We start from the raw sequence: 22,786 nt of genomic DNA on the forward strand, positions 1-22,786 counted from the left end.
GAACCGTGAACTCGGGCTGGGCGTGAGTCATGGTGGCCACTCTATCGGGCAGGCCGTGCCGGTGTAGGTGGTGAAGGCTCGACGATCAGCGCGAGTCCCGCCGCCGCGCAACAACCCGCGCCTTATCGACCTTGGCGAAAGGACCTGACATATCCTGTCAGAAAGCTTTCTTTTGGCTTCCATTCGCGTGCCTGGGTTGTGAGGGGTTGTTGTGGGTTCTTTGTCGCGTGAGGTTCAGCGGGATCGTTTGCACCGGACTATTTGGGAGGTCGCGAACGAGCTCCGCGGCGCGGTGGATGGCTGGGATTTCAAGAGCTATGTGCTCGGAATGCTGTTCTATCGCTTCATTTCGGAGAACCTCGCGACCTTCATCGAGAAGAACGAGGGCGAAGGCTTCAGCTACGCGGACCTGACGGATGAGCAGGCTGAACCGATCCGTCAGATGATGGTGGATGAGAAGGGTTTCTTCATCCTCCCCTCGCAACTGTTCGTGAACGTACGCAAGCGGGCGGCGCAGGACGAGAACCTGAACGAGACCCTGGAGAAGGTTTTCCAAAACATCGAAGGCTCATCGGTGGGGCATGCGAGCGAAGACGACCTCAAAGGCCTGTTCGATGATCTTGATGTGAACTCGACCCGCCTGGGTAACACGGTGGAGCGCCGCAACGAGAAGCTGCGTAAGCTGCTCAACGCGATCGGTGAGCTGGACATGGGGGAGCAGCACGATGAGGGCATCGACATGTTCGGTGACGCCTACGAGTTCCTCATGCAGATGTACGCCTCGCAGGCCGGTAAGTCCGGCGGCGAGTACTACACGCCGCAAGAGGTCAGTGAGCTGTTGGCGCGGCTGACGGTGATCGGTAAGGACAGCGTGCAGCGCGTGTACGACCCGGCTGTCGGTTCGGGTTCGCTGCTTCTTAAGTTCGCGAAGGTCCTGGGCCCGAATGGTGTGCGGCAGGGGTATTACGGTCAGGAGATCAACCTGACTACCTATAACTTGGCGCGCATCAACATGTTTTTGCATGACGTGAACTATGACAAGTTCAATATCGCGCACGGGGATACGCTGATTGATCCGCAGCATTGGGATGATCAGCCGTTTGATGCGATTGTGTCTAACCCGCCGTATTCGACGCGGTGGGAGGGTAAGAATAATCCGTTGCTGATTAACGATGTGCGGTTCGCTCCGGCCGGTGTGTTGGCCCCGGTGACGAAGGCGGACCTCGCGTTCACGATGCATGTGCTTGCGTGGCTTGCGGTCGATGGCACGGCCGCGTTGGTGCAGTTCCCTGGGGTTTTGTATCGCGGGGGCACGGAGCAGAAGATCCGTAAATACTTGGTGGACAACAATTATGTCGATGCGGTGATTCAGTTGCCGGAGGACATGTTCTTTGGCACCACGATTGCTGTTTGTGTGCTCGTGTTGAAGAAGTCCAAGAAGGACAATGACGTGTTGTTTATTGACGCGTCGAAGGACTTCGTGCGGCAGGGTAAACATAATGTGATGGCGCCGTCGCACCGCGACAAGATCGTTGAGATGGTCGCGGAGCGCAGCGAGGAGCAGTACGTTTCCAAGCGGGCGAGCGCTGAGGAGATCGCGGCGAACGACTACAACCTCTCCGTGAGCTCCTACGTGGAGATGGAAGATACCCGCGAAAAGATCGACATTGCTCAGTTGAACGCCGAAATCGCGGAAATCGTCCAGCGTCAGGCCGCGTTGCGGACCAGCATCGACGCGATCGTCGCCGAACTCGAAGCAGGTGCAGCCAAGTGAACCGCGTCGAGAAACTGATCCAAGAACTCTGCCCCAACGGGGTTGAGCATAAACCGCTTGGCGAAGTTGGAGGCTTTGTTAGGGGCGGGATCTTTCAGCGCAAAGACTTGTTTGAGACAGGAAAACCGGGAATCCATTACGGCCAGATTCATACTGTTTACAACATTTCTGCGTCCAAAACTATCTCTTTCCTCAACGATTCAACATATGAGAAAGCGCGTAAGGCTCAGCCGGGTGCGTTGGTCATAGCGACGACAAGCGAAGACGATGAAGCGGTCGGAAAAGCCGTTGCATGGCTAGGAGATAGCCCCGCGGCAGTGAGCGGTGATGCGGTCATTTTTGAGCATCAGCAAGACCCAAAGTTTGTGTCCTACTGGTTCAATACGCAAGAGTTCCATCAGCAGAAACTTCGCTATTTAACGGGAACTAAAGTCCGGAGAATATCGCCAGCTAGCCTTGCAAAGATGGTCTTCCCGGTTCCGCCGATTGAGGTGCAGCGGGAGATCGTTAAGATCCTTGATCTTTTTACTGAGCTCGAGGCTGAGCTCGAGGCTGAGCTCGAGGCTCGCCGGAAGCAGTACGAACACTACCGCGACCAGCTCCTCGAACTGGAGGAGTGGCCACAAGTTGCTTTGGACGACGCCTTCACCCTCAAGGGCGGCTACACCCCGGCAAAAAGCAACAAAGAATACTGGGAAGACGGGACGATCCCATGGATACGCATGGACGACCTGCGCTTACTTGGCACGAGGCTAAATACGGCTCAAACCAAGGTGAACGAAGCTGCGGTAAAGAAAGGTGGGCCTTTTGTACCGGGCTCATTTGTTGTTGCTACGACGGCAACGATCGGCGATCATGCTCTGGTTCAAGTTCCTTTCCTTGCGAATCAGCAATTTACAGTCTTGACACTGAAGCCTGAATGGAAACAGAGATTTGATCTGAATTTTCTATACTTTTATTTTTTCAAGCTCGGGGACTGGTGCCGTCAGAACGTTCGTAACGCGAGTATTCCAACGTTGGATCGGCGTAAGTTCAAGAGCTTCCAATTTCCGTGCCCGCCGATTGAGGTCCAGCGGGAGATTGCCGACGTTCTCGACAAGTTTGATGCGCTCGTGAACGACTTGTCGTCTGGTTTGCCGGCCGAGATCGAGGCTCGGCGGAAACAGTATGAGTACTATCGAGACAAACTATTGACCTTCAAAGAGTTGCAACCAGAAGCGGCATAAACCCACTTCCACTTCGGTTCTCGTTAACGGCAGGGTAGGGGATAGGTAGGGATGGAACGCTCCACAATCGAGGATCTGGGCCGCGGCACAATCGCCCCCATCGCGGTCAGCGATGAAGCGACCGTCGTTGCCACCTACGAACCCGACACCACCGCATCGGACGCCTACCAGTCCGAAGCGCAACTCGAAGACGCCCTCATCGCGCAACTCCAAGCGCAAGCCTACGAATACGCCGACATCCGCGACGAGGCCGCCCTCGTCGCGAACCTGCGCACCCAACTCGAAGCGCTCAACAACATCCAATTCACAGACGCGGAATGGGAAACGTTCTTCGAAACGTCCATCTCCAGCGCCAACGAAGGCCCCAAAGAGAAAACCTGGCGCCTCCACAACGCCAACACCCAACTGTTACGCCGCGAAGACGGAACCACCAAAAACATTCGGCTGATCGACAAAACCCACATCCACAACAACAAACTCCAAGTCATCAACCAATACGCCGTCGACGCCGGAACCGGCCCCGGCTCCGCGACCCACTCCAACCGGTACGACGTCACCATCCTCGTCAACGGGCTGCCACTCATCCACATCGAACTCAAACGCCGCGGCGTCAACCTCCGCGAAGCGTTCAACCAAATAGCCCGCTACCAAAACCAATCCCTCTGGGCAGGCCGCGGCCTCTTCGACTACGTACAAGTGTTCGTGATCTCCAACGGAACACTCACCAAGTACTACTCCAACACCACCCGCCCCAAGAAAACCGACAACACCAAACGCACCCCCAACACGTGGGCCTTCACCTGCTGGTGGGCAGACAGCAAAAACAAAATCATCCCAGACCTGGGCGGCTTCACCCGCACCTTCTTCGCCAAACACACCATCCTCAACATCATCACCAAATACTGTGTGCTCCGCGAAGACGGCAACCTCCTGGTCATGCGGCCCTACCAAATCGCCGCGACCGAACGCATCCTCCAGCGCATCGACGTAGCCGCCAACAACAAAATGCTCGGCACCACCCAAGCCGGCGGCTACATCTGGCACACCACCGGCTCCGGCAAAACACTCACCAGCTTCAAAACCGCGCAACTCGCCACCGCGCTCCCCAGCAACCCCAAGGTCCTGTTCGTTGTAGACCGCAAAGACCTTGACTACCAAACCATGCGGGAATACGACAGCTTCAAAAAAGGTGCTGCGAACTCCAATACCTCCACCAAAATTCTCACCGAACAAATGGGGGACCCCAACGCGCGCATCATCATCACAACCATCCAAAAACTCTCCAACTTCGTTGCTGCGAACGCGAAACACCCGATCTACAACGAACACACGGTGATCATCTTCGACGAATGCCACCGATCCCAATTCGGTGAAATGCATAACGCGATCACCAAGAAATTCAAGAAATACAACATCTTCGGGTTCACCGGAACACCGATTTTCCGCGATAACGCCGGCAAATCTTACGGTGCACGCGACGGCCGCGTAGTGCTGCGCACCACCGAGGAAACCTTCGGCGAACAACTCCACACCTACACAATCGTCGATGCGATCGAAGACAAGAACGTCCTCCCCTTCAAACTCGCGTACAACAGCGTGCTGGCGCGTGCCGGCGGGGTAGTTGCGGAAGACGCAAGCCGCGCGCAAGAAGAAGCCGCACTCATGGCGCCCGAACGCATCAGCGCCGTCACCAGCTACATCCTCAAACACTTCAACCAGCACACCCGACGCCTAACAGATACCGGCGAATCCAACACCACGTACATCCACACCGTCACGAGCAACACCGCTGACGTCGCTCGCACACGGGGTAGAGGCGGCGAAGCGATCACAGTCAAGCGGCGCGTCAACGGTTTCAACGCGATGATGGCCGTGCAATCCGTTGAAGCGGCCAAGCTCTACTACAACGAATTCAAAGCACAGCAGGCCGAGCTGCCGGAGCATCAGCAGCTGAAAGTCGCCACAATCTTCAGCTACGGCGCCAACGAAGACCCCGAAGCCGGAATCCTCGCGGAAGAAGGGTTCGACACCCGCGGGCTCAGCGGTGAGAACCGCGAATTCCTGGACACCGCCATCGCCGACTACAACAAGATTTTCGGCGCCAGCTACGACGCCAACGGCGACAACTTCCAGAACTACTACCGCGACCTCTCCATGCGGGTCAAAGACCGCGAAGTAGACCTGCTGCTGGTCGTGAACATGTTCCTCACCGGCTTCGACGCCCCAACCCTGAACACGCTCTACGTAGACAAGAACCTGAAATACCACGGGCTGATCCAGGCGTTCTCACGCACCAACCGCATCCTCAACACCGTCAAACGGTACGGGAACATCGTGTGCTTCCGTGACCTCCAAGAGAACACCGAAGACGCCCTCGCGTTGTTCGGGAACGCTGACGCGCAAGGTATCGCGCTACTGGAGCCATACGAGCACTACCTGGACCAGTACCGGCTCAAAGTCGCAGAGATGCTGGCCTTCCATGCCCCCGGCACCGGGGTGCCTGCGAGTGAAAGCGAACAGCGGCACTTCGCCGAAGTCTTCGGCGAGATCCTGAAGCTACGGAACCTGTTGGCCGGGTTCGATGAGTTCCCCGAGGATGATGACCTCACCCCGCGCGACATTCAAGACCTGCAGAGCGTCTACCTCGCGGTGCGCGATGAGATGCGGGCGGATGCCGAGGCGAACGAGCCGCAACCGGAACAGCTTGAACTTGTGTTCGAGATCGAGCTGATGCGGCAAGTGGAAGTCAACGTTGACTACATTCTGATGCTGGTTGAGAAGTTCCGCGAACCGATGCTGAAATCCCAGGTTCCGGACTACCAGTACAAGGAACAAGTGTTGCAGGCGGTTGAATCCAGCCCGACGTTGCGCGATAAACGTGACCTGTTCATGGACTTCATCGAACTCGTCAACACTGACGCGAGCGTTGCCGAACAGTGGGTCGCGTTCATCAGTCAACGCCGCGAACAAGAACTCGGAACACTCATCGAAGAAGAACGACTCCGCGAGCCTGCCGCGCGAGACTTCATGGAAAGCGCCTTCGACGCCGGGGAAGTCCCCCGCATCGGAACCGACATCGGCAAAGTGCTACCCCGCATGAGCTTCTTCGGCAACACCACCGGCGGTGAGAGCCGCGCCGAAGTCAAGGAACGCGTGCTCAACAAGATGACGGAGTTCCTGGAACGTTACGAACCGCTCGGGTGAGTGCCGCTCGGCTAAGCGGCGCTGACCGCCGCAACTGCAACTACGACCAGCCGCCCCTGTGCGCATGTAGACCACTCAGGGGCTGCTGGCGCTAGCCATGTGGCGCGATGCTCGCAGATCCGCTAATGTTGTCTCGCCAGCTATTGAAAATGAGAATGATTAGCAATATGCGAATCATTAGCAACTGAATCATTCGTAACAGCGTCATCACCAGCAGAGTCATCACCAGCTAAGGAGCGGTTCATGCGCGTCCTCCGGGCCATCCGTGCCTCCCTCGCCGCCGCGGCCATCGCGGCAACCACCTTCGCCACCGCATCGAGCATCACTGCGGCACTGACCCTCGGCGCGGCCCCTGCCTATGCAGGGCCGGATGACAGCCGCAGCGTGGAAACGAAAGCCCACATCGACGCTCCTAAGGTTTTCTGGAACAAGCAAGCTGGCACGTTCACGATCAACTCGCAGTCCAATGGGAAAACGGTTCCGCTCGAAACCACCGCCAACTGGGTAGGCCGCGGCTACAACGACGACGGCAGCCAAAACTACACATTCCCCATCACCGCAGACCCTCGCCTGGACTTCCTCGGCAAAGATGGCCAGCTGCTCTACATGGCGCCGCAAGTTCCAGGGCCAGGCAACAGCCCCATCTGGTCGGGCTTCGGAGCGGATACCGCGGTGCCCATCGAGCAGTTTCAGGACGGGAACTTCGCGTTGGAAATGGTCGGCTTCAACGGCCCCGGCCAGATGAACATGTTCAACTACTCCACGTACGGCAGCCTGCCGGTCACGCGCCTGTTCTCTTCGCACGACAAGGTGTCCCGCACCGTCTGGCTGGACCCCGGCACGCACACGCACAACATCACAACCTTCACCAAGCCGGGCCGCTACGAAGTCACGTTCGACGCCACCGCGCGCACAACCGACGGCAACTTCATCACCTCCAAGCCCACGACGCTCGTGTGGCGGGTAGGCGGAACCAACCCTGCCGATGAAAAGCTCGGAGACGTCCGCGCCGCATACAACAAGGCGGCCAGCGTCGGCGTTGCTGAGCCATCCGCGCCGAGCTTCACCATCGTCCCGCACGCCGGCAGTGAACTCGACGGCGACAAGAACCTCACCGACCTGACCTTCAACGCCGGCAGCAAGGACGCTGAGGGCACGGTGGTGTTCTACATCGACGGCTATCACCTCGCCGAGGTCCCGGTGAAGAACGGCACCGCGACGTGGAGCGAGATGATCGGCTCGCAGACCTCGAACTTCCAGGCCGTGTTCGTGCCGACTAAGGGTGCGGCCCGCTGGATCAGCGCACCGCTGAGCGCCACCACGGGACAGAATGCCGTGTCCACGCAGGATGCCGGCCAGTTCCCTGAGGAAACCCCCGATGCGCCCGCCGGTGAGTTCTCGAAGGGTGAGGTCACGGTCGGTTCGCGTGATGTGTCCGTCACCGCACGGCCACAGAGCAAGAGCGACCTCATCAACATCGACACCAAGCCAGCCGACGACTCGCTGATCTATAACGTCACCGGCGGCTTCTATGAGGAAGGCTACGACGAGCCGACCTGCCCCGTTGAAGGCGTGAGCGGCCCGGGCCGCCGCACCATCGTGGCCGACAGCGAGTACTGCAAGGGCGAAGGCTATTCGCTTCGCCTTACGCTGGAGCCGCAGCCGCGCGCTGCGATCGGCAACACGGACGTGATCGACCTCGGCCAGGTCAATGGCAAGGGTAAGACGGTTGAGACGCAGTTCTCCGGCGTCGGGGAAAGCACTGCGCCGGAGCCGGGCGAACCAGCACCGGGCGGCCCTGAGCCGAACCCGGGCGAAGGCGACGACGGGACCGACGGCTCCGACGGCGCGATCCTGGACACGCCTGTGACGATCAACAACGGCCACGTGGACTTGCGCGCCATGGAGGTAGACGGGAAGTTCTCGGTGGCGTTGGGTGATGATTCGCGTCAGCACGCCAAGGAGTCGGTGCTCCGAACCATCAACTCGACGACCCTGGAGGTCACCAAGCTCGCGAAGGTCAAGCGTGAGGGCAACGTGCTGGCCGATGAGAGCTATGACGTGCTCGGCCCGAAGGGTAGCGAGCTGTATGTTTTGCCGCAGGGGCAGCAGCCGGGGCGTGTGTGGCCGGGCTTCTCGAGTGAGGCCCTGGACCGCGTGAAGTACCCCGAGGGCGCAACCATGACGCTCACCCCGGTGAGCGCGCCTGAGGGCGGCAAGTGGTTCGCGTACACCGAGAACCTGGGCGCCATCAACCGGATGTATGCCTCGAGTGAGAAAGCTTCCGACGTGCCGCTTCCTCCGGGAACCCACATGCACACCGCGTGGGCGTTCACTAAACCGGGCACCTACACGATCGATGTGACGGCCCGCGCCAAGCAGTCCGGCGACGGCGAGCAGGGAGCCCAGGCCCGCAGTACTGCCGCAAATAACGATGGCGGGGAGGCTACCGCTGAAACGCAGCGGCTGACGTTCGTGGTCGAGAAGAAGTCCGCCACCGACGAACCTGGCGACACGGAACCTCCAGTGGAGGAGCCAACGGAAGAGCCGACGCCGGAAGATCCGACCGAGCAGCCGACGGATCAGCCAACGCCGGGCGAGCCGGGCGACGAGCCAACTGAGCAGCCGGGTGACGACGTGACGCCGGAGGAGCCAACCGAGGGAATGGCTCCGGGTCAGCCAGCCGACCCAACGCAACCGGGTGGCACCGACAACGCTGGTGCCACCGATAACGCCGGCACCCCATCGGAAGCCGGCGGCACAGACAACGCAACCACCCCATCGGACGCTGCCACTCCATCGGAGGCTGGGGGAGCGTTGGCCCGCACGGGGGCTGAGGTTGTGCCAGCCGCGTTGGCGGCCGTGACTGTTGTGGCGGGTATGGCGTTGTTGATGGTGATGCGCCGCCGACGTGCCTAAGGCGTCTTGAGGTGAGCCTCGTCGTTCCCTTTCTTGCGAGGGGAGGCGCTCGTGGATGTGGTTTTCATTTTCGCGAGGAAGCCGCGCAGCGTGATGAGTACGCCGTAGATGACGGAATACAGAACCAGGCGGTAGAGGAACGTGAGGAAGTCGTTGATGTCGCGGAGCTCGTTGCCCTCTGCATCCACGATGATGTTGTCGGGGGTGACGGCTGTTTCGCCTTGGGTGGGGTGCTCGATGATGACGCTAGCGTAGAGGTATTCGCCCTCGTTGAGGAACAGTGCCTCAAACGGCGCGTTGTAGATCGGGTTGCCAGGGACGTCCGCGATCGCGCTGACGATGGCCCCGACTATGAACAGGAGGGTACCGAACACGGTCCACCCCTTGCATGGGAGGAGCAGTATGAGGAAGATCCCGAGGAGAATCCCTGATGCGACCCACGGCACTTCCAACATCACTACGACCAGGAGCATGAACAGTTGCATCCCTAGGTAGAACAGCCCGAAGATCAGGAGTAATCCGAGGACGCCGAAGATAATTCGGATCTGAGGCGGGACCTTCTTGAGAAGCCTGCGAGCCATCGGAGTTTTCGAAGTATTCGGTGCTTCTGGTGAGGTTGTCACAGCGACGTCCTTTATCTTCGGTGCAGTCACCGCTTTCGCTGGTGGAACTGCAGGAACCTGACGCTAAGGTTAAAGGAAGTATCTTTTGAAATCACGTTAGCCGCCCATGGTGAACTGGTCAGCGACCGTCGGTGAACGGCAGGTGAACCCGGGGGTGGTGGGTTGACGTAGAAACGGAAGCGGGGGTTGTCGCGATGTATCGCGACAACCCCCGCTCGTGTGTTTAGTCAGCTACGTTGGAGACACAGCCTCGGGCTGGTGGGGTAGGCGAGCATGAAGCCCCACACCAGAACCGATACGGCGAAGATGATTTCGAGCGCGATGAGGATCAGGACCATGTAGTCCATCACGTCACGAAAACGAAATAAAACCGAGGCGTAAAGGGTTCTTCGGTGCCAGGTGCGGTCACATCTGTAAAGTGATATAGGTCACAGGGTTTCCGGTTGGTGTGCCGAACGGGTGCAACTGCCGTAGCCAGGGCTTACTTCGCAGGAGACATCCATGTCAGAACACAACACTGAAACGAACACCTACCGCGCAACGGATTACCTCGTCATCGGCGCAGGATCAGCAGGCTCCGTCATCGCTCGCCGCCTCCTCGACGCCGGACACACTGTCACCGTCGTAGAAGCCGGCGGCCAGGACGCCAACCCGGACATCGACGATGTCTCCCGCCTTGGTCTGCTCTGGAGCGGGCCACACGACTGGGACTTCACCACCACCCCACAAGCCAACGCCGCCAACCAGCAGATCCAGATCCCGCGCGGCAAGGTCCTCGGTGGATCCCATGCACTCAACGCAACCATCTGGGTTCGCGGCGCTAAAGAAGACTTCGACGGCTGGGCCACCGAACACGGCTGCGCCGGCTGGTCCTGGAACGACGTCCTCCCATACTTCAAAGCCATCGAGAACTATCCTGAAGGCGACCCGGAAACCCGCGGACACGACGGTCCGCTCGACGTCCGCACCGATTACTCTCGCCACCCCATCCAGCAGGCCATGTATGACGCGACCGTCGCCGCCGGCGTCCCAGAGAACCCGGACTACAACTCCGGTGAGGAAGACGGCGTTGCATGGATGCAGCTGAACATCCGCGACAAGAAGCGCTTCAACACGTGGCGTGCCTACCTCAAGCCCGAGGCCGACAACCCGAAGCTTCAGCTCATCACCAACGCAGAAGTCGAGACCCTGACCCTGGATGGCAACAAGGTGACCGGCGCGCGGGTCATCGTGAACCACGACGGCGCTGAAGAGACGGTGGACCTTGTCGCAGGGGAGACGGTGCTCGCCGCGGGTGCGTTGGGTTCCCCGGTCGTACTGATGCGTTCGGGTATCGGACCGGCCCACCACTTGAAAGACGCTGGGGTCGATGTGGTGCACGACCTGCCAGGAGTCGGCCAGAACCTGCACGACCACTTGCTTTCACCGGTGGTGTGCACCACCGAAAAAGAGCTGCCTCCCGTGGTTGAGGCCGCTGCTCAGGTGCACTTCTTTGCGAAGTCCTCACCTGACCAGCCAGTGGTGGACACCCAGCCGATCTTCTTCAGCGTGCCTATGTATACGCGCCACGCCGCGTTCCCGATGACCGGCCCCGACGTCGGCTTCTCACTGTTGGCGGGGATTGTGCGGCCGAAGTCCCGCGGCTCCATCAAGCTCACCGGCCCAGGCGTCAAGGACCCATTGGAGATCGACCTCGCCGCCTACGAGCACCCTGACGACTTGGAGGCGATGAAGTTCTCGCTGCGCCAATGCCGCCAGATCGCGTCGCAACCACAACTCACCGAAGAATGGGGTGCCACCGAGCTGTATCCAGGACCTGAGGTCACCGATACTGACGCCGATCTTGAAGAGTACATTCGCGCAACCAGCACCACCTACCACCACCAGGTTGGAACCTGCGCGATGGGAACGGGCGAGGACGCCGTCGTGGACCCAGAAAGCTTCCGCGTCTACGGCGTTGACGGCCTGCGCGTTGCCGACGCAAGCATCATGCCAGTCGTGACCTCCGGCAACACCAACGCACCATCCGTGATGATCGGCGAGAAAGCCGCAGCCCACATCACCGGCAAGCAACCGTTCTAGGAGCGTTCTGTTCTAGAACCGTTCTGTTTTAGAACCTTTCTGGGGCGCAGACACAAAAGCGGGGGTTGTCGCGACGCATCGCGACAACCCCCGCTTCGGTTAGCTCAGCCAGCCTCAGACTGGCGGGTTAGGTGAGGAGGAAACCCCACACCAGAACGGAAATCGTGTAGATGATTCCGAGCACCACGAGGATCAGCACCAGGTAGCCCATCACATCGCGCAGCTTCAGCCCAGAGATCGCGAGTGCGGGCAGGATCCAGAACGGCTGGATCATGTTGGTCCACTGGTCACCAATCTGAACGGCCATCGCCGTGGCCGCCTGGTCCGCGCCCAGCGCGGTGGCCGCTTCCGCCATCACCGGCCCCTGAACAGCGAACTGGCCGCCACCGGAAGGCATGAACAGGTTCAGGAAACCAGCGGAAATGAACGACCAGAACGGCAGCGACTTCGCGGTTGCGAACGCACCGAACGCATCGGCGACAGCGACCGCCAAACCAGACGCACTCAAGATAGCCATGATGCCCGCATAGAACGGGTACTGGATGACGAGGCCAGAAATGATCTTGATGCCGTCATTCACGGCGTTAAGGAATGCCGATGGGCGCGCGAACAGCAAGATCGCGAGGAACAGCAGCAAAATGTTGACCATGTCCAGGTTCAGGTCGCCGCCACTGAGGAAGTAGCGGGCCACGTACACCATCGCGATCAACCCGAAACCAATGCCAATAACCCGGGAATCATTCAACCGGCTAGCAATAGTAGGGGTCTCAACCTGCTTAGGTTTCGTCGAAACTGTTCCGAAAGCAGCCCTATTAATCTCACGAACCTTCGCTGGGTCCGTAGGGTGCAACAGCATGTTGAACAGCGGCAAAATAACGAGCGTTGCCAACGTCGTCAGCAACAATTGCGGGGTGAAAATCGTTTCCGAAAGCGGAATCACACCCACTTGTTTCTCCATAAAGCTGCCCGGCGTAGCCAACAGCAGCGGGACTGGAGCCGAAATCCCAAAACCAAATACAGCAAAACCTGAATAGCCCGCGGCAATAGCGAGCGGATAATGCAAGCCCTTAACGTTCATCGCGAGCTTTTGCGCAACAATACCGCCCATCACCAGGCCGAAGCCCCAATTCAGCCAAGAACCAACACCAGCAACCACAGTTGCGGTGGCGATAGCGACGCGCGGCGAATAAATCTTAGAAGCCAAGCTGTCCAGGAAGCGATCCACCGGTGGTGTCTTCGCGAGCACATAACCCGACAACAGCACCAAAGTCATCTGCATTGAGAAGGCCAACAGGTCCCATAAACCTGCGCCCCAGTAATCGACAACCTTGAGTGGGCTAGTGCCTCGAACTATGACCGCTAAAGCCATCGTCGTGACTGTTAGGAATATTGCTATGACGAACGGATCGGGTAGATATCGATCCATCAGATTCGAGAAGAATTGGACCGCCGCTTCAAGCGGCCCTCGTTTCTTCTTACCGGTCTGTAATTGGCTGGTCTTTAGTTGTGTGGATTCTGTCTGTGTTTGTATTTCTGTTCGTGTTTGTGTTTCCGTTTGTGCGGATTGTGTCTGCGTTGTCTGCAAGCCATCTTCGTCTGGTTCGGCTTGCTTTTGACGCTTCCGCTTGAGGGTTAGAACCCCGTTTTTCATCATTCCCCCTAAGGGCTCGTTGAGTGTTGGTATTTACACACTTTCAACGCCGCGCGGCATCGCGTTAACGCCCGGCGAAGAGGCCCCCTTTCCGTAGCTACAAACTGGTATGCCGCGGACGTTGAGAAAGAGCGTATGCGCTGCGGGAGGGTGGGGCGACGAACATGACGAAATAAAAACAGGGGCGTGCGAATTCCCGGACTGTGAAGTGGACGACGGACTTGTTCGCGTAACGTCACCCCGTGTTTCCCTGCAGGTGCTTGAATGGGTTCATGAGCGAGAAACTGTTTGAACACGAATCCGAAGAGTCCATGAGCCGCGAGCAGGCCGCCGCCCGCCTGCGCGACCTAGCCGACGCGCTCGAACGCCAAAACAAAGTGCGCGTCCAGTCCGGCGAAACCGACGTCACCGTCGACGTACCCGACCATGTTGGTTACGAATACGAAATCGAAGTCAAACAAGGCGGAAAGTCGGAAATCGAAGTCAAGATCTTCTGGAAATAATCCCGCCGGGGCTGCCCGCCTAAGCGACAGCCCCGCCTAAACACAACGATGCCGCCGTGCACTGGAAACCAGTACACGGCGGCATCGCTTGTCAGCGGCTTTTACGACCGCAACTGAAACTGAAGCTACGAACGCAGCGAGCGCATCGCGCCTTCAACGCGCTGCAGCTCTTCAAGCATCGTCTTCGCGGCGGCTACGTGATCCTCGGTGGCGACGAACTCGCCGTCCTTGAGGTGCTTGCCGAAACCATGCAACGCCACCTGCTCCGTGAGCGGGAACAGCTTGAGCGTGGACGTGATCGGCTTCAACGTCTGCACTGCACGCATACCGCCGGAAGCGCCACCGTAGCTGACAAAACCAAGCGGCTTGTAGTGCCACTCAATCCACAGGTAATCCAGCGCGTTCTTGATCGCGGCAGGGAAACCGAAGTTGTATTCCGGCATCACAAACACAAACGCGTCCGAACCATCCACGAGCTCCGACCACTTCTTGGTGTGCTCATGCTGGTAATCATGCAGGCGCGGATGCTTCGGCTCGTCCATCATCGGCAAGTTGATCTCGCCGAGGTCAGCAACCTGAACCTCAAACTCGCCATGCTCGCGCGCCACCTTCTCAAACCACCGCCCGATCGGCAACGCCTTACGGCCTGGTCGGGTACTAGCAATCACGATGGTCAATGTCGGCTTAGCCACGAAGCATCCTCCAAAAGATCTTTGACATTTGTCCAGTGGACATTTTAGGTGAGGGGTCGCGGCATGCTTCCACACACTTCCACGGCCTAAAGCTTTTCCCACTACACGTGAAGCACCTCACACGACACAGTGGATAACACCAAGGACCACACCACAGGCCAACACCTGGGTGAACCTCGTGAAAGGAGCAGAATCATGCTCACCAAAATCAAAAACAGCCTCGCCAACACCCGCGCTTGGGGCATGAACATGCTCGCCAGCGAAACCCGGATCATCCGCCTCAACCACCGCGGACCACACAAAACCACACACTGCCCGGAATCCAACGAAGCCTGGGCCGGCTGGGCTGTGTAACACTCCAACGCCAACAAACATTAGGGCGCGGCCAGCACTAACGCTGGCCGCGCCCCTGTTTCAGCGTCTACTTAAGCGTCGACGTCGACTTCCTTCTCAGCCTGCGCCTTCGCCTCCGCCTCAGCTTTCGCCGCCGCGGCCTGCGCTTTCTTCTTTTCGCGCACCTTCCGCTTCGCCTTCCTCCGTGCCAGCCGCATCTTCTGCCGCTCAATAGCCCGAGCGCGCCGCTCAGCTGCCTCCGCCTTGATCTCGGCGTGCTCCTCCTTCATGCCCTCAATCGCTGAGGACTTACCGCCACCCGGCAACCCCGGCGCAAGCGTCGCCCAGTCACGCACGGCCTCAACACGCGTGACCAAGAAGCACGCGAGCACCAGCATCAGGAACCCGGTGATCAGCCACCCCATCAGGATGCTCGCCGCCGCAGACGTACTGAGGATCACCCCACCACCGATCAGCGAACGGAACGCCTCAACCGTGTACGTCATCGGCAAGTAAGGGTGAATATCCCGCAGGATCCCCGGCATCGTCTGCCACGGATACGTACCGCCCGCCGAAGCGATCTGCAACACAATCAGGATCAGCGAAAGGAACCGGCCCGGCGCACCCAACAAGCTCACCAACCCCTGGTTCACCGCGAGGAACGCGAGCGAACCCAACGTCACCAGCCCCCACAGCAGGAACGGGTGCGCCACCTCAAGCCCAAAAATGAACTGCACGACGATGGTGATGATCGCGGCCTGAACGATCGCCATGATCGCGGCACGGCTGTAGGACGCGAACGCCATCTGAATGAACGAATACCACTTGCCGCGGTACTTACGAACCAGCCGCTCAGGGATCGGCGCGAGCAGCATGAAGAACGCGATACCGCCAATCCACAACGCGAGCGACATGAAGTACGGGCTCAAACCCGTACCGTTATTCGCCATCTCGTTGATGCGCTCAAGCTCGCCCGTGACCGGCGCGGAGTTCACCTCGGAGAGCTTCTTCTTCTCATCCTTGGAGAACGCCGGGACCTTGCCCGCACCATCCTTCAGGCCATCCGTGAGCTCACCCGAACCATCAGCCAGCTGCCCCAAGCCGTCATGCAACTGGTTGGAGCCATCGTGCGCTTCCTTCGCGCCGTCATCGAGCTTGCCCACGCCAGCCTGCAACTGGCCAGTGCCATCCGCAAGCTTGCCGGCACCCTTCGACAACTCACCGGCACCATCGTTGAGCTTGCCGATGCCAGCCACCAACTCAGGAGCCTGCTTGGCCAGCTGCTTGGTGCCGTCCTTAAGCTGCTTGGCGCCGTCAGCGAGCTCAGGGGACTTCTCAGCCAACTGGCCCAAACCCTTGGAAAGCGTGGTCGCGCCATCATTCAACTTGCCGGTAGCGGCGTTAAGCTCACCCGCGCCCTTCTTCAGCGCAGCATTGCCCTCGCGCAGCTTCTGCAGGATCTCCTCCGGAAGCAGCGGTTTCTTGTTGCCATCCGTCAGCCCAGCGTTCTTCGCGGCCTCACGCACCGAATCGATGCCCGCGCGAATATCCGCCGCATCCTGCTGTGCCGTACCGAAGCGCTTAGCGAACTTCGGATTATCCTTCAGGAACTGCTGGAACTCCTCCGAACCCTCCAGGTCCTTCAGGAAACCATCCACACGCTGCGCCGCCGGATCCAAATCGATCGTGACATTCGGGTGCAACGCATCGAAATCCTTCTGAGCCTTCTCAGCGGCAGCCAACAACTGATCGTTCGCGCCGGTCAGCTCCTGCGCGCGCTTATTCAACTCAGTGATCTTGCTGTTAAGCTCACCCGTGCCCGAGCTCAACTGCTTGGAACCCGAGAACAACTGCTGGATCGCATCGTTCGCGGTACCAGCACCCTGAGCGAGCTTGCCGGCACCCGCATCTAAAGCCTTCGCCGCATCGGGCATCGACGAGGTCTTGGACTTCAACTCGGCCAAACCAGCTGCGAGCTCACGCGCACCGCCGGACAACTTGCTTGCGCCAGCGTTCAGCTCACCCGAGGCGTCACGCAAACTCTTGGTGCCATCGGACAACCGCAGCAGGCCAGAGCTCAACTCACCCGAAGCATCGCGCGCCGAATTCGCGCCATCCGTGACCTCACCCGAACCATCCGCGGCATCCGTGAGCGAACCGTTGATCTCCGTGAGGCTCACATACACGTTCTCCAGGTATTCCTTAGCGAACTGCGAACGTAACTCCGTGGTCAGCTTGTCCTCAACCGAAGACGCGATCTGCCCCATGATGAAGTTCGTTGAATCGTTCGTCTGGATAGTCATGTGCGCGGAGGCCGATTCCTCGATCGAGGCCTCCTTCTGCGAGGCCTTCGCCGCGTGCGCCAGATGCTCTGAGAACCCCTCCGGGATCGTCAACACCGCTAGCGCATCACCATGCTCCAACGCATGCTTTGCGTCCGCAGCCGTGGCGGTGTCCCAGTTGAGGTTCTGTTCCGAATCATTCTCCATCAACTTTTTAGTGAGCTCATCACCCACGTTGATGGTTTCGCCCTTGACCTCCGCCGCGGTGTCCTCATTCACGATCAACGCGGGGATGTAGTTGAGCCTGCCCGTCGGGTCAAGGTTGGAGAGGATCAGCATCGTCGCATAAATCAGCGGGATGCAGCCCACCGCAATCAGCGAGATCGTGAGCCGGCCATACCGATGCAGGAACCCCTTGAAACCGGTCGGTTCGTTTCCGCTGGTGCCGGTGCCGGCGTTGTCTGCGCTGGCGTGGGTGTCAACGTTGGCATCATCAGGTGGTGATGATTCCGGTGCGGGTTGTTGCTGTGAATCTGTGTGTGAAGCCATAATTGTGAGCTCTTAAGTATCTGAAACGCTTAAGGAAACGGGTCTCTTCAACGGGAGAAGTTGAACGTGAGCGGGGAGTGAAGCTAGTGGAGCAGTACGCGCTGGGTAAGGTTCTGCAGGGTGGCGGCTAGCTGTTCCACGGTTTCATCGCGTGTCCCTGCAAGCCAGCCGATAGCGTTGCCAACCACGCCGTCGGACACGAACTGCAACTGCTGAACCAGCGTTGGTTCGTTTGAATCTACTAGATCTTCTGAGTCGAGGTGTTCTGAGTCGAGGGGGTCTTCCTCAAAATGGGTGAGGCTCGTGAACGGGTTCTTGCTGCGGTCCAGCCCTTTTTCGAGCGCGAGCCCATTCCATAGCTGGCGGGCTAGTGCGTAGGTGATTGCCTGGATAACCCGGTAGCTGCTGGGGCCTTGGGTGACGTTGAGGAAGAACTCCTGATCTTCCCTCAGATGGGTTAGCAGGTTGCGGATCGCGGCAGCATTGTTCGTGTGGCTGTCGCTGGTCTCGCGAGCCACAGCCATGCCGTCCTCGTCCCATGCGGTGAAGAGCAACTGTTCAAGGTTGTGAACAGCCACCGCAACCGCGAGTCCCGTGAGGTCGCCGAAGTGTTGGTACAAGGTGGGACGGGAAGTGTTGGCCTCCCGCGCAACCATGGATGCCGTGATTTTGTCGATCGGCTGTTCCCTCAATAGTTCGGTCATGGCGGCGATGAGGGTCTCGCGTGAACGCGCCACGCGCGGATCGACCTCAGCCGGCGTGTGTGGTGCGGCCGCTGCGGTCTGTTCGGTTGAGTCAGTGTTAATAGTCATGAGCCCCTCCGTTCGCGTCTGCCCGAATCCTTGAATTTACCACATATAACTTACATGTGTAAATAAACTGTACAGGGGGCGAGTGGGGCTATGCAATGGGTGTGAGCCGCATCGCTCCGGGTACGAGTCCGAACCGAACGTGTGTCCGCGCCGGCCCGGGTGCCATATTCTTGAGCTAACCGCCAGCTCGCACTCGAAGAGCTAGCGCGCCCCGTAATCTTCCCAGAGGAGAACCTTATGGCCGGTGGACTTGCCGCCTTGTTTGATGACGTCGTGGCTATCGCCCGTGCCGCCGCCGCATCGTTGGATGACGTCGCCGCCGCAACTGGCAAAGCGACCGCGAAAGCCGCCGGTGTGGTCGTGGACGATGCGGCTGTAACACCCCGCTATGTTCAGGGCATCACGCCGCAGCGGGAACTGCCGGTGGTGTGGAAGATTGCCCGCGGCTCCATCATTAACAAACTGGTGATCATCTTGCCGCTCATCATGTTGATGAGCGAGTTCACTCCTTGGCTACTCACTCCACTGCTGATGGTGGGTGGCCTTTTCTTGTGCTTCGAAGGCGCGGAGAAAATATGGGAAGTCCTCACGGGGCATTCGGACGATGAGAAGCCGCCGGCCTCATTCCAAGGTGCCACTGAAGAGAAGCAGATTGTCCGCGGTGCGGTGCGGACTGACTTGATCCTGTCTGCCGAGATCATGGTCATTTCGCTCTCTGCTGTGGACGGCATGGGTTTCTGGATGCGCCTCATCTCGCTGATCGTGGTGGCGCTGGTCATCACGGTGGCGGTGTATGGCGTGGTTGCGTTGATCGTCAAAATGGACGACGTCGGCCTCGCCCTGGCCAAGAAGCCGTCCACTGAGAAGCTTGGTGTTGGCATCGTCAAGGCGATGCCGGTGGTCATGAAGACCCTCTCGATCGTCGGCGTGGTCGCGATGCTGTGGGTCGGCGGGCACATCCTGCTGGTCGGCATGCACGACCTCGGCTTCCACCCGATCTATGAATGGGTGCATCACCTCGAGGTTGCGGTCGCTGGTGCGACCGGCGGAGCGGGTGCCGCGCTCGGCTGGCTCACCAACACGTTCTTCTCCGCCGTGCTCGGTTTCGTTGTCGGCTCGATTGTGGTCGCTGTGGTTGCCGGCGTTCACATCGCGATGCGTGGGAAGGGTCGGGAAGGGGAGACCGCTGAAGGCGCTGGCGAGGCCACCGATGGCAAAGATGGCGACCAAACTAGCGTTGCAGGCGAGGGGAAGGGGTGACGAATCCACCCCTCGTATAACAAAGCAATAACTTTTGCTTCAAGCAGTGGATAAAGGTTTAAGCGTCACATAGATTTATACACAGGTGGCTCACAGAAGTTCGGCTGTGAAGCTACCGATGACCTCGGCGGATGCGCCCTGGGAAAACAGCCCCGAAGCGGCGAATGCCTCGCCGCACCGGGGCTGTTTCGCATTTAAATCGACGGTTGACGCGTTCAAGCGCCCGAGGGTACCGTTGTCATATCTACCTCAGCCGTTGACCCTCCACCGATAAGGAGAGTGCCGACGACTGGGGTTTTCTCATATCAAACGAGGGAAATAAGTGCGGAAAGCAACTGGAGAAAAGGTGCCGCCCCGTGAAATTGTCACGGCTGTCCTGGTTGATGGAGGTTTCTACCGCAAGAGAGCGGCCGCCTTGCTCGGTAAGAAAGACCCTGAGGAGCGGGCAGAAGAACTTCTTAAATACTGCAAGCGCCATATTCGGCAATCCCGTGCCGGACTGTATCGCATCTATTACTATGACTGCCCTCCGTCAGACAAAGTCGTCTATCACCCGTTAACGAAAGCACATGTCAACCTGGGCAAGAGTGAACAGTTTAAGTGGATGACTACCTTCCTCAAAGCTCTCACAAGAAAGAGGAAAGTGGCCGTCCGCCGCGGTGAAACACTGGCAACCCAGGGTAGTTATGTCTTGAAAGATCGGCCGCTCAAACAACTATGCGCTGGGACACTTCAGGTGGGAGACCTAAGCGAACGGGATTTTGAGCTTGAGATAACGCAAAAAGGCGTAGACATGCGCATCGGCCTCGATATTGCTTCCCTCGCGGAGCAGAGGCTGGTCAATCAGATAGTCATGATCGCTAGTGACAGTGACTTTGTGCCAGCTGCAAAGCTAGCTAGGCGCTCGGGAATCGACTTCATTCTCGATCCGATGTGGGCGCACGTCGCAGACAGCCTCAACGAGCATATTGATGGTGTTCGCCAATGCGTCAACAACAAACCGGGCAACCTCGATGACCCGTTGCACGTTGACTATAAAGCTAAAGACACTGACGACGGTAGCGATGCAGACGAATTATGATTCGTCGGAGTGGACTGTCTCCACTCGTTCATTGGGAAGCCCAGACAGAGGTGGGAAGGGCTAATCCGCCCCTTGTCGTGTCTGCTCCCGCGCCTTCTCGCGCGCGAACCACCACCACAGCAACAACAGCGCAACCGCAACGATCATGATGATGTCAATCCACACATCGGACAGTGCAGCCGCCTGAGTCTGGAGCCACATCTGCGTCTCCAATGGAACCAGCTGGGGCGCGGTCACCAAACCATTCGTGGTCCAGAAAAGAACACCCACGGCGATCATCAAAACACCCGTGACCACCGAAACCACGTGGAACTCACGCCCCGCAACACTGAAGGTGCGGCCCCGCAAAACGCCACGGCCCCGCGTTCCCAACCGCTGCCACAACATCGCGATCACGAACAGCGGAACCACCATGCCCGCGCCGTACACCGCCATCATGAGCCCAGACATCCACGCGCTACCCGACGTCGCCGCAAGTGTGAGCACCGAACCCAAAATAGGGCCCGCACACGCGCCAGCAAGCCCCGACGTCAACCCCAACAACAGGCTCTTGACCAGCCCCGTGGCCATCGACGTCCGCTCATGCACCGCATCGGACCCCGGGACCCAACGCGCAACATCGAACCCCAGCCCAAAAATCTGCAGCACACCCAAAACAATCAGCACAATGGCCGCAACAATGATCATCGGCGTGCGGTACTCGTTGAACAACTGAGCCAGCGCCCCCACACCCAAGCCCAGCGGGACCAGCACCGCGACCATGCCCACAAAGAATACGAGCGAATGCACCACAAGCCGCGCACCCGAACCCACGACAGTCCCGAAATACGCCGGCAACAACAACGCCGAACACGGGCTCAACAACGCAAGAGTCCCGCCGATGAACGCCGCAACAACCCCGATATCCATGACGTATGCCTCCTAAAGCAGGCGCCGCTTACTCGGAATCCTGCTGGGAACGCTCCTGGTCCAGCTGCTGCTCAACAATCAGCTCAAACTGCTCGGTCGGCTGCGCGCCGCTCACCGGCTGCGTGCCCACAATGAACATCGGAGTCGAGGTCACACCCAGCTCCGCCGCCTTATGCTGATGCTGCGCCACAAGATCCGCGATCTTCTGCGAACCCATGTCCGCCTTGAACTTCTCCGCATCCAAGCCAAGCTCCTCGGCGATCTCAACCATCTTGTCCTCAGGGAAGCTCTTCATCGGCTTCCCGCCCGGATACAACGCCTTCTGGAACTCGAGGAACTTACCCTGCTCACCGGCCGCCGCTGCGGCCTGCGCCGCCTTAACCGACTCCTCGCCGAACACATTCGCCTCACGGAACTCAATCCGCAAGTCGCCCGGCTCAACATACTTCTCCATCAGAACCGGCAACGTATTCGTGGTCCACAAAGCACAGAAACCGCACTGGAAATCCGAATACATAATCATCTGAACCGGCGCATTCGGCTCACCGACCGCCAGCGTGTCATCCGGGTTCCGCTCCGGCAGCGACCTAATCAGCTCAAGCCGAGCCTGCTCTTCGCTGTTCTGCTCACCCTGGTTCTTCCGCTGCTCGTCGACTGCGGCATCCTCCGCCGCATAATCCGGGACGTTGCCCTTGTTGCCGTTGCCGCCGTCGCCACCACGCAAAACCAGCACCAACACAATCGCAACCACCGCCGCCACAATCACGATGGCGGGGAACAGATACTTACGCCATGCCGGCGCCGTGCTCTCAGCGGTTTCCGATGCAGCGGCTTCCGATGGGGTAGGGGACTGATTAGGCACGAAGGCTCCTTAGCCGAGGTCTCC

Annotated in this window: 16 protein-coding genes; 9 read left to right on the top strand and 7 right to left on the bottom strand. The window is 59.0% G+C overall.

The genetic code is table 11. The annotated features are described in order from the left end of the window. Positions 1–220 precede the first annotated feature (220 nt). The 4 genes from JOD50_RS05575 (at position 221) to JOD50_RS05590 (ending at position 9,123) form a co-directional block, all read left to right on the top strand. Positions 221–1,774, top strand: a complete 1,554-nt coding sequence (locus tag JOD50_RS05575; RefSeq protein ID WP_239541734.1) for a type I restriction-modification system subunit M — start codon at positions 221–223, stop codon at positions 1,772–1,774. Further along, entirely contained in the window at positions 1,771–3,000 is a 1,230-nt protein-coding gene (locus JOD50_RS05580; RefSeq protein ID WP_204880743.1) for a restriction endonuclease subunit S, read from the top strand. Before JOD50_RS05575 ends, JOD50_RS05580 begins: the two co-directional genes overlap by 4 nt. 51 nt (positions 3,001–3,051) lie before the next feature. Continuing rightward, positions 3,052–6,204, top strand: coding sequence for a type I restriction endonuclease subunit R (locus JOD50_RS05585; protein WP_204880744.1), 3,153 nt, complete (start codon positions 3,052–3,054; stop codon positions 6,202–6,204). 243 nt (positions 6,205–6,447) lie between these two features. Further along, complete coding sequence (locus JOD50_RS05590) at positions 6,448–9,123, top strand: choice-of-anchor M domain-containing protein (protein WP_204880745.1); 2,676 nt, start codon at positions 6,448–6,450, stop codon at positions 9,121–9,123. On the opposite strand, the gene JOD50_RS05595 is transcribed toward JOD50_RS05590, so the two are convergent. Beyond that, positions 9,120–9,746, bottom strand: a complete 627-nt coding sequence (locus JOD50_RS05595) for a hypothetical protein (protein ID WP_204880746.1) — start codon at positions 9,744–9,746, stop codon at positions 9,120–9,122. The two genes, JOD50_RS05590 and JOD50_RS05595, sit on opposite strands and share 4 nt — an antisense overlap. 501 nt (positions 9,747–10,247) lie before the next feature. On the opposite strand from JOD50_RS05595, the gene JOD50_RS05600 reads away from it, so the two are divergent. After that, the gene (locus JOD50_RS05600; protein ID WP_204880747.1) at positions 10,248–11,828 is read left to right on the top strand and encodes a GMC family oxidoreductase; all 1,581 of its coding nucleotides are present in this window, start codon (positions 10,248–10,250) and stop codon (positions 11,826–11,828) included. Between the two features lie 127 nt (positions 11,829–11,955). On the opposite strand, the gene JOD50_RS05605 is transcribed toward JOD50_RS05600, so the two are convergent. Next, a complete protein-coding gene (locus tag JOD50_RS05605) occupies positions 11,956–13,482 on the bottom strand; it encodes a short-chain fatty acid transporter (protein ID WP_338052033.1) in 1,527 nt (508 codons plus the stop codon). A gap of 269 nt (positions 13,483–13,751) precedes the next feature. Here JOD50_RS05605 and JOD50_RS05610 point away from each other — a divergent pair, with 269 nt between their 5' ends. Beyond that, positions 13,752–13,982, top strand: coding sequence for an amphi-Trp domain-containing protein (locus JOD50_RS05610; protein WP_204880748.1), 231 nt, complete (start codon positions 13,752–13,754; stop codon positions 13,980–13,982). Positions 13,983–14,107: 125 nt separating this feature from the next. Here the strand turns inward: JOD50_RS05610 and JOD50_RS05615 are convergent, their stop codons facing one another. Beyond that, positions 14,108–14,674: an NAD(P)H-dependent oxidoreductase gene (locus JOD50_RS05615; RefSeq protein ID WP_204880749.1), complete on the bottom strand. Its 567-nt coding sequence runs from the start codon at positions 14,672–14,674 to the stop codon at positions 14,108–14,110. A 195-nt stretch (positions 14,675–14,869) separates the two neighbouring features. On the opposite strand from JOD50_RS05615, the gene JOD50_RS05620 reads away from it, so the two are divergent. Then, positions 14,870–15,028, top strand: coding sequence for a hypothetical protein (locus JOD50_RS05620; RefSeq protein WP_204880750.1), 159 nt, complete (start codon positions 14,870–14,872; stop codon positions 15,026–15,028). A 71-nt stretch (positions 15,029–15,099) separates the two neighbouring features. Here the strand turns inward: JOD50_RS05620 and JOD50_RS05625 are convergent, their stop codons facing one another. Together JOD50_RS05625 and JOD50_RS05630 are read right to left on the bottom strand one after the other, a co-directional pair. Further along, the gene (locus JOD50_RS05625; RefSeq protein WP_204880751.1) at positions 15,100–17,838 is read right to left on the bottom strand and encodes a YhgE/Pip domain-containing protein; all 2,739 of its coding nucleotides are present in this window, start codon (positions 17,836–17,838) and stop codon (positions 15,100–15,102) included. Positions 17,839–17,921: 83 nt separating this feature from the next. After that, complete coding sequence (locus JOD50_RS05630) at positions 17,922–18,650, bottom strand: TetR/AcrR family transcriptional regulator (protein WP_204880752.1); 729 nt, start codon at positions 18,648–18,650, stop codon at positions 17,922–17,924. Positions 18,651–18,887: 237 nt separating this feature from the next. Here JOD50_RS05630 and JOD50_RS05635 point away from each other — a divergent pair, with 237 nt between their 5' ends. Together JOD50_RS05635 and JOD50_RS05640 are read left to right on the top strand one after the other, a co-directional pair. Next, entirely contained in the window at positions 18,888–19,910 is a 1,023-nt protein-coding gene (locus JOD50_RS05635) for a DUF808 domain-containing protein (RefSeq protein ID WP_204880753.1), read from the top strand. Between the two features lie 322 nt (positions 19,911–20,232). Continuing rightward, on the top strand, positions 20,233–20,991 hold the full coding sequence (locus tag JOD50_RS05640) for an NYN domain-containing protein (protein WP_204880754.1): 759 nt from the start codon (positions 20,233–20,235) through the stop codon (positions 20,989–20,991). 60 nt (positions 20,992–21,051) lie between these two features. Here the strand turns inward: JOD50_RS05640 and JOD50_RS05645 are convergent, their stop codons facing one another. Together JOD50_RS05645 and JOD50_RS10425 are read right to left on the bottom strand one after the other, a co-directional pair. Next, a complete protein-coding gene (locus tag JOD50_RS05645; RefSeq protein ID WP_204880755.1) occupies positions 21,052–21,900 on the bottom strand; it encodes a cytochrome c biogenesis CcdA family protein in 849 nt (282 codons plus the stop codon). A 28-nt stretch (positions 21,901–21,928) separates the two neighbouring features. Next, the gene (locus JOD50_RS10425) at positions 21,929–22,762 is read right to left on the bottom strand and encodes a thioredoxin domain-containing protein (RefSeq protein WP_204880756.1); all 834 of its coding nucleotides are present in this window, start codon (positions 22,760–22,762) and stop codon (positions 21,929–21,931) included. Between the last annotated feature and the right edge of the window lie 24 nt (positions 22,763–22,786).

Source organism: Pseudoglutamicibacter cumminsii (assembly GCF_016907775.1).
Taxonomy (GTDB): domain Bacteria; phylum Actinomycetota; class Actinomycetes; order Actinomycetales; family Micrococcaceae; genus Pseudoglutamicibacter; species Pseudoglutamicibacter cumminsii.

What these genes read in the sequence shown, in the direction of transcription:
- JOD50_RS05635 (WP_204880753.1), top strand. Translation starts at nt 18,888, where the DNA reads ATGGCCGGTGGACTTGCCGCCTTGTTTGATGACGTCGTGGCTATCGCC.
- JOD50_RS05605 (WP_338052033.1), bottom strand. Translation starts at nt 13,482, where the DNA reads ATGATGAAAAACGGGGTTCTAACCCTCAAGCGGAAGCGTCAAAAGCAA.
- JOD50_RS05630 (WP_204880752.1), bottom strand. Translation starts at nt 18,650, where the DNA reads ATGACTATTAACACTGACTCAACCGAACAGACCGCAGCGGCCGCACCA.
- JOD50_RS05610 (WP_204880748.1), top strand. Translation starts at nt 13,752, where the DNA reads ATGAGCGAGAAACTGTTTGAACACGAATCCGAAGAGTCCATGAGCCGC.
- JOD50_RS05645 (WP_204880755.1), bottom strand. Translation starts at nt 21,900, where the DNA reads ATGGATATCGGGGTTGTTGCGGCGTTCATCGGCGGGACTCTTGCGTTG.
- JOD50_RS05620 (WP_204880750.1), top strand. Translation starts at nt 14,870, where the DNA reads ATGCTCACCAAAATCAAAAACAGCCTCGCCAACACCCGCGCTTGGGGC.
- JOD50_RS05590 (WP_204880745.1), top strand. Translation starts at nt 6,448, where the DNA reads ATGCGCGTCCTCCGGGCCATCCGTGCCTCCCTCGCCGCCGCGGCCATC.
- JOD50_RS05625 (WP_204880751.1), bottom strand. Translation starts at nt 17,838, where the DNA reads ATGGCTTCACACACAGATTCACAGCAACAACCCGCACCGGAATCATCA.
- JOD50_RS05600 (WP_204880747.1), top strand. Translation starts at nt 10,248, where the DNA reads ATGTCAGAACACAACACTGAAACGAACACCTACCGCGCAACGGATTAC.
- JOD50_RS05585 (WP_204880744.1), top strand. Translation starts at nt 3,052, where the DNA reads ATGGAACGCTCCACAATCGAGGATCTGGGCCGCGGCACAATCGCCCCC.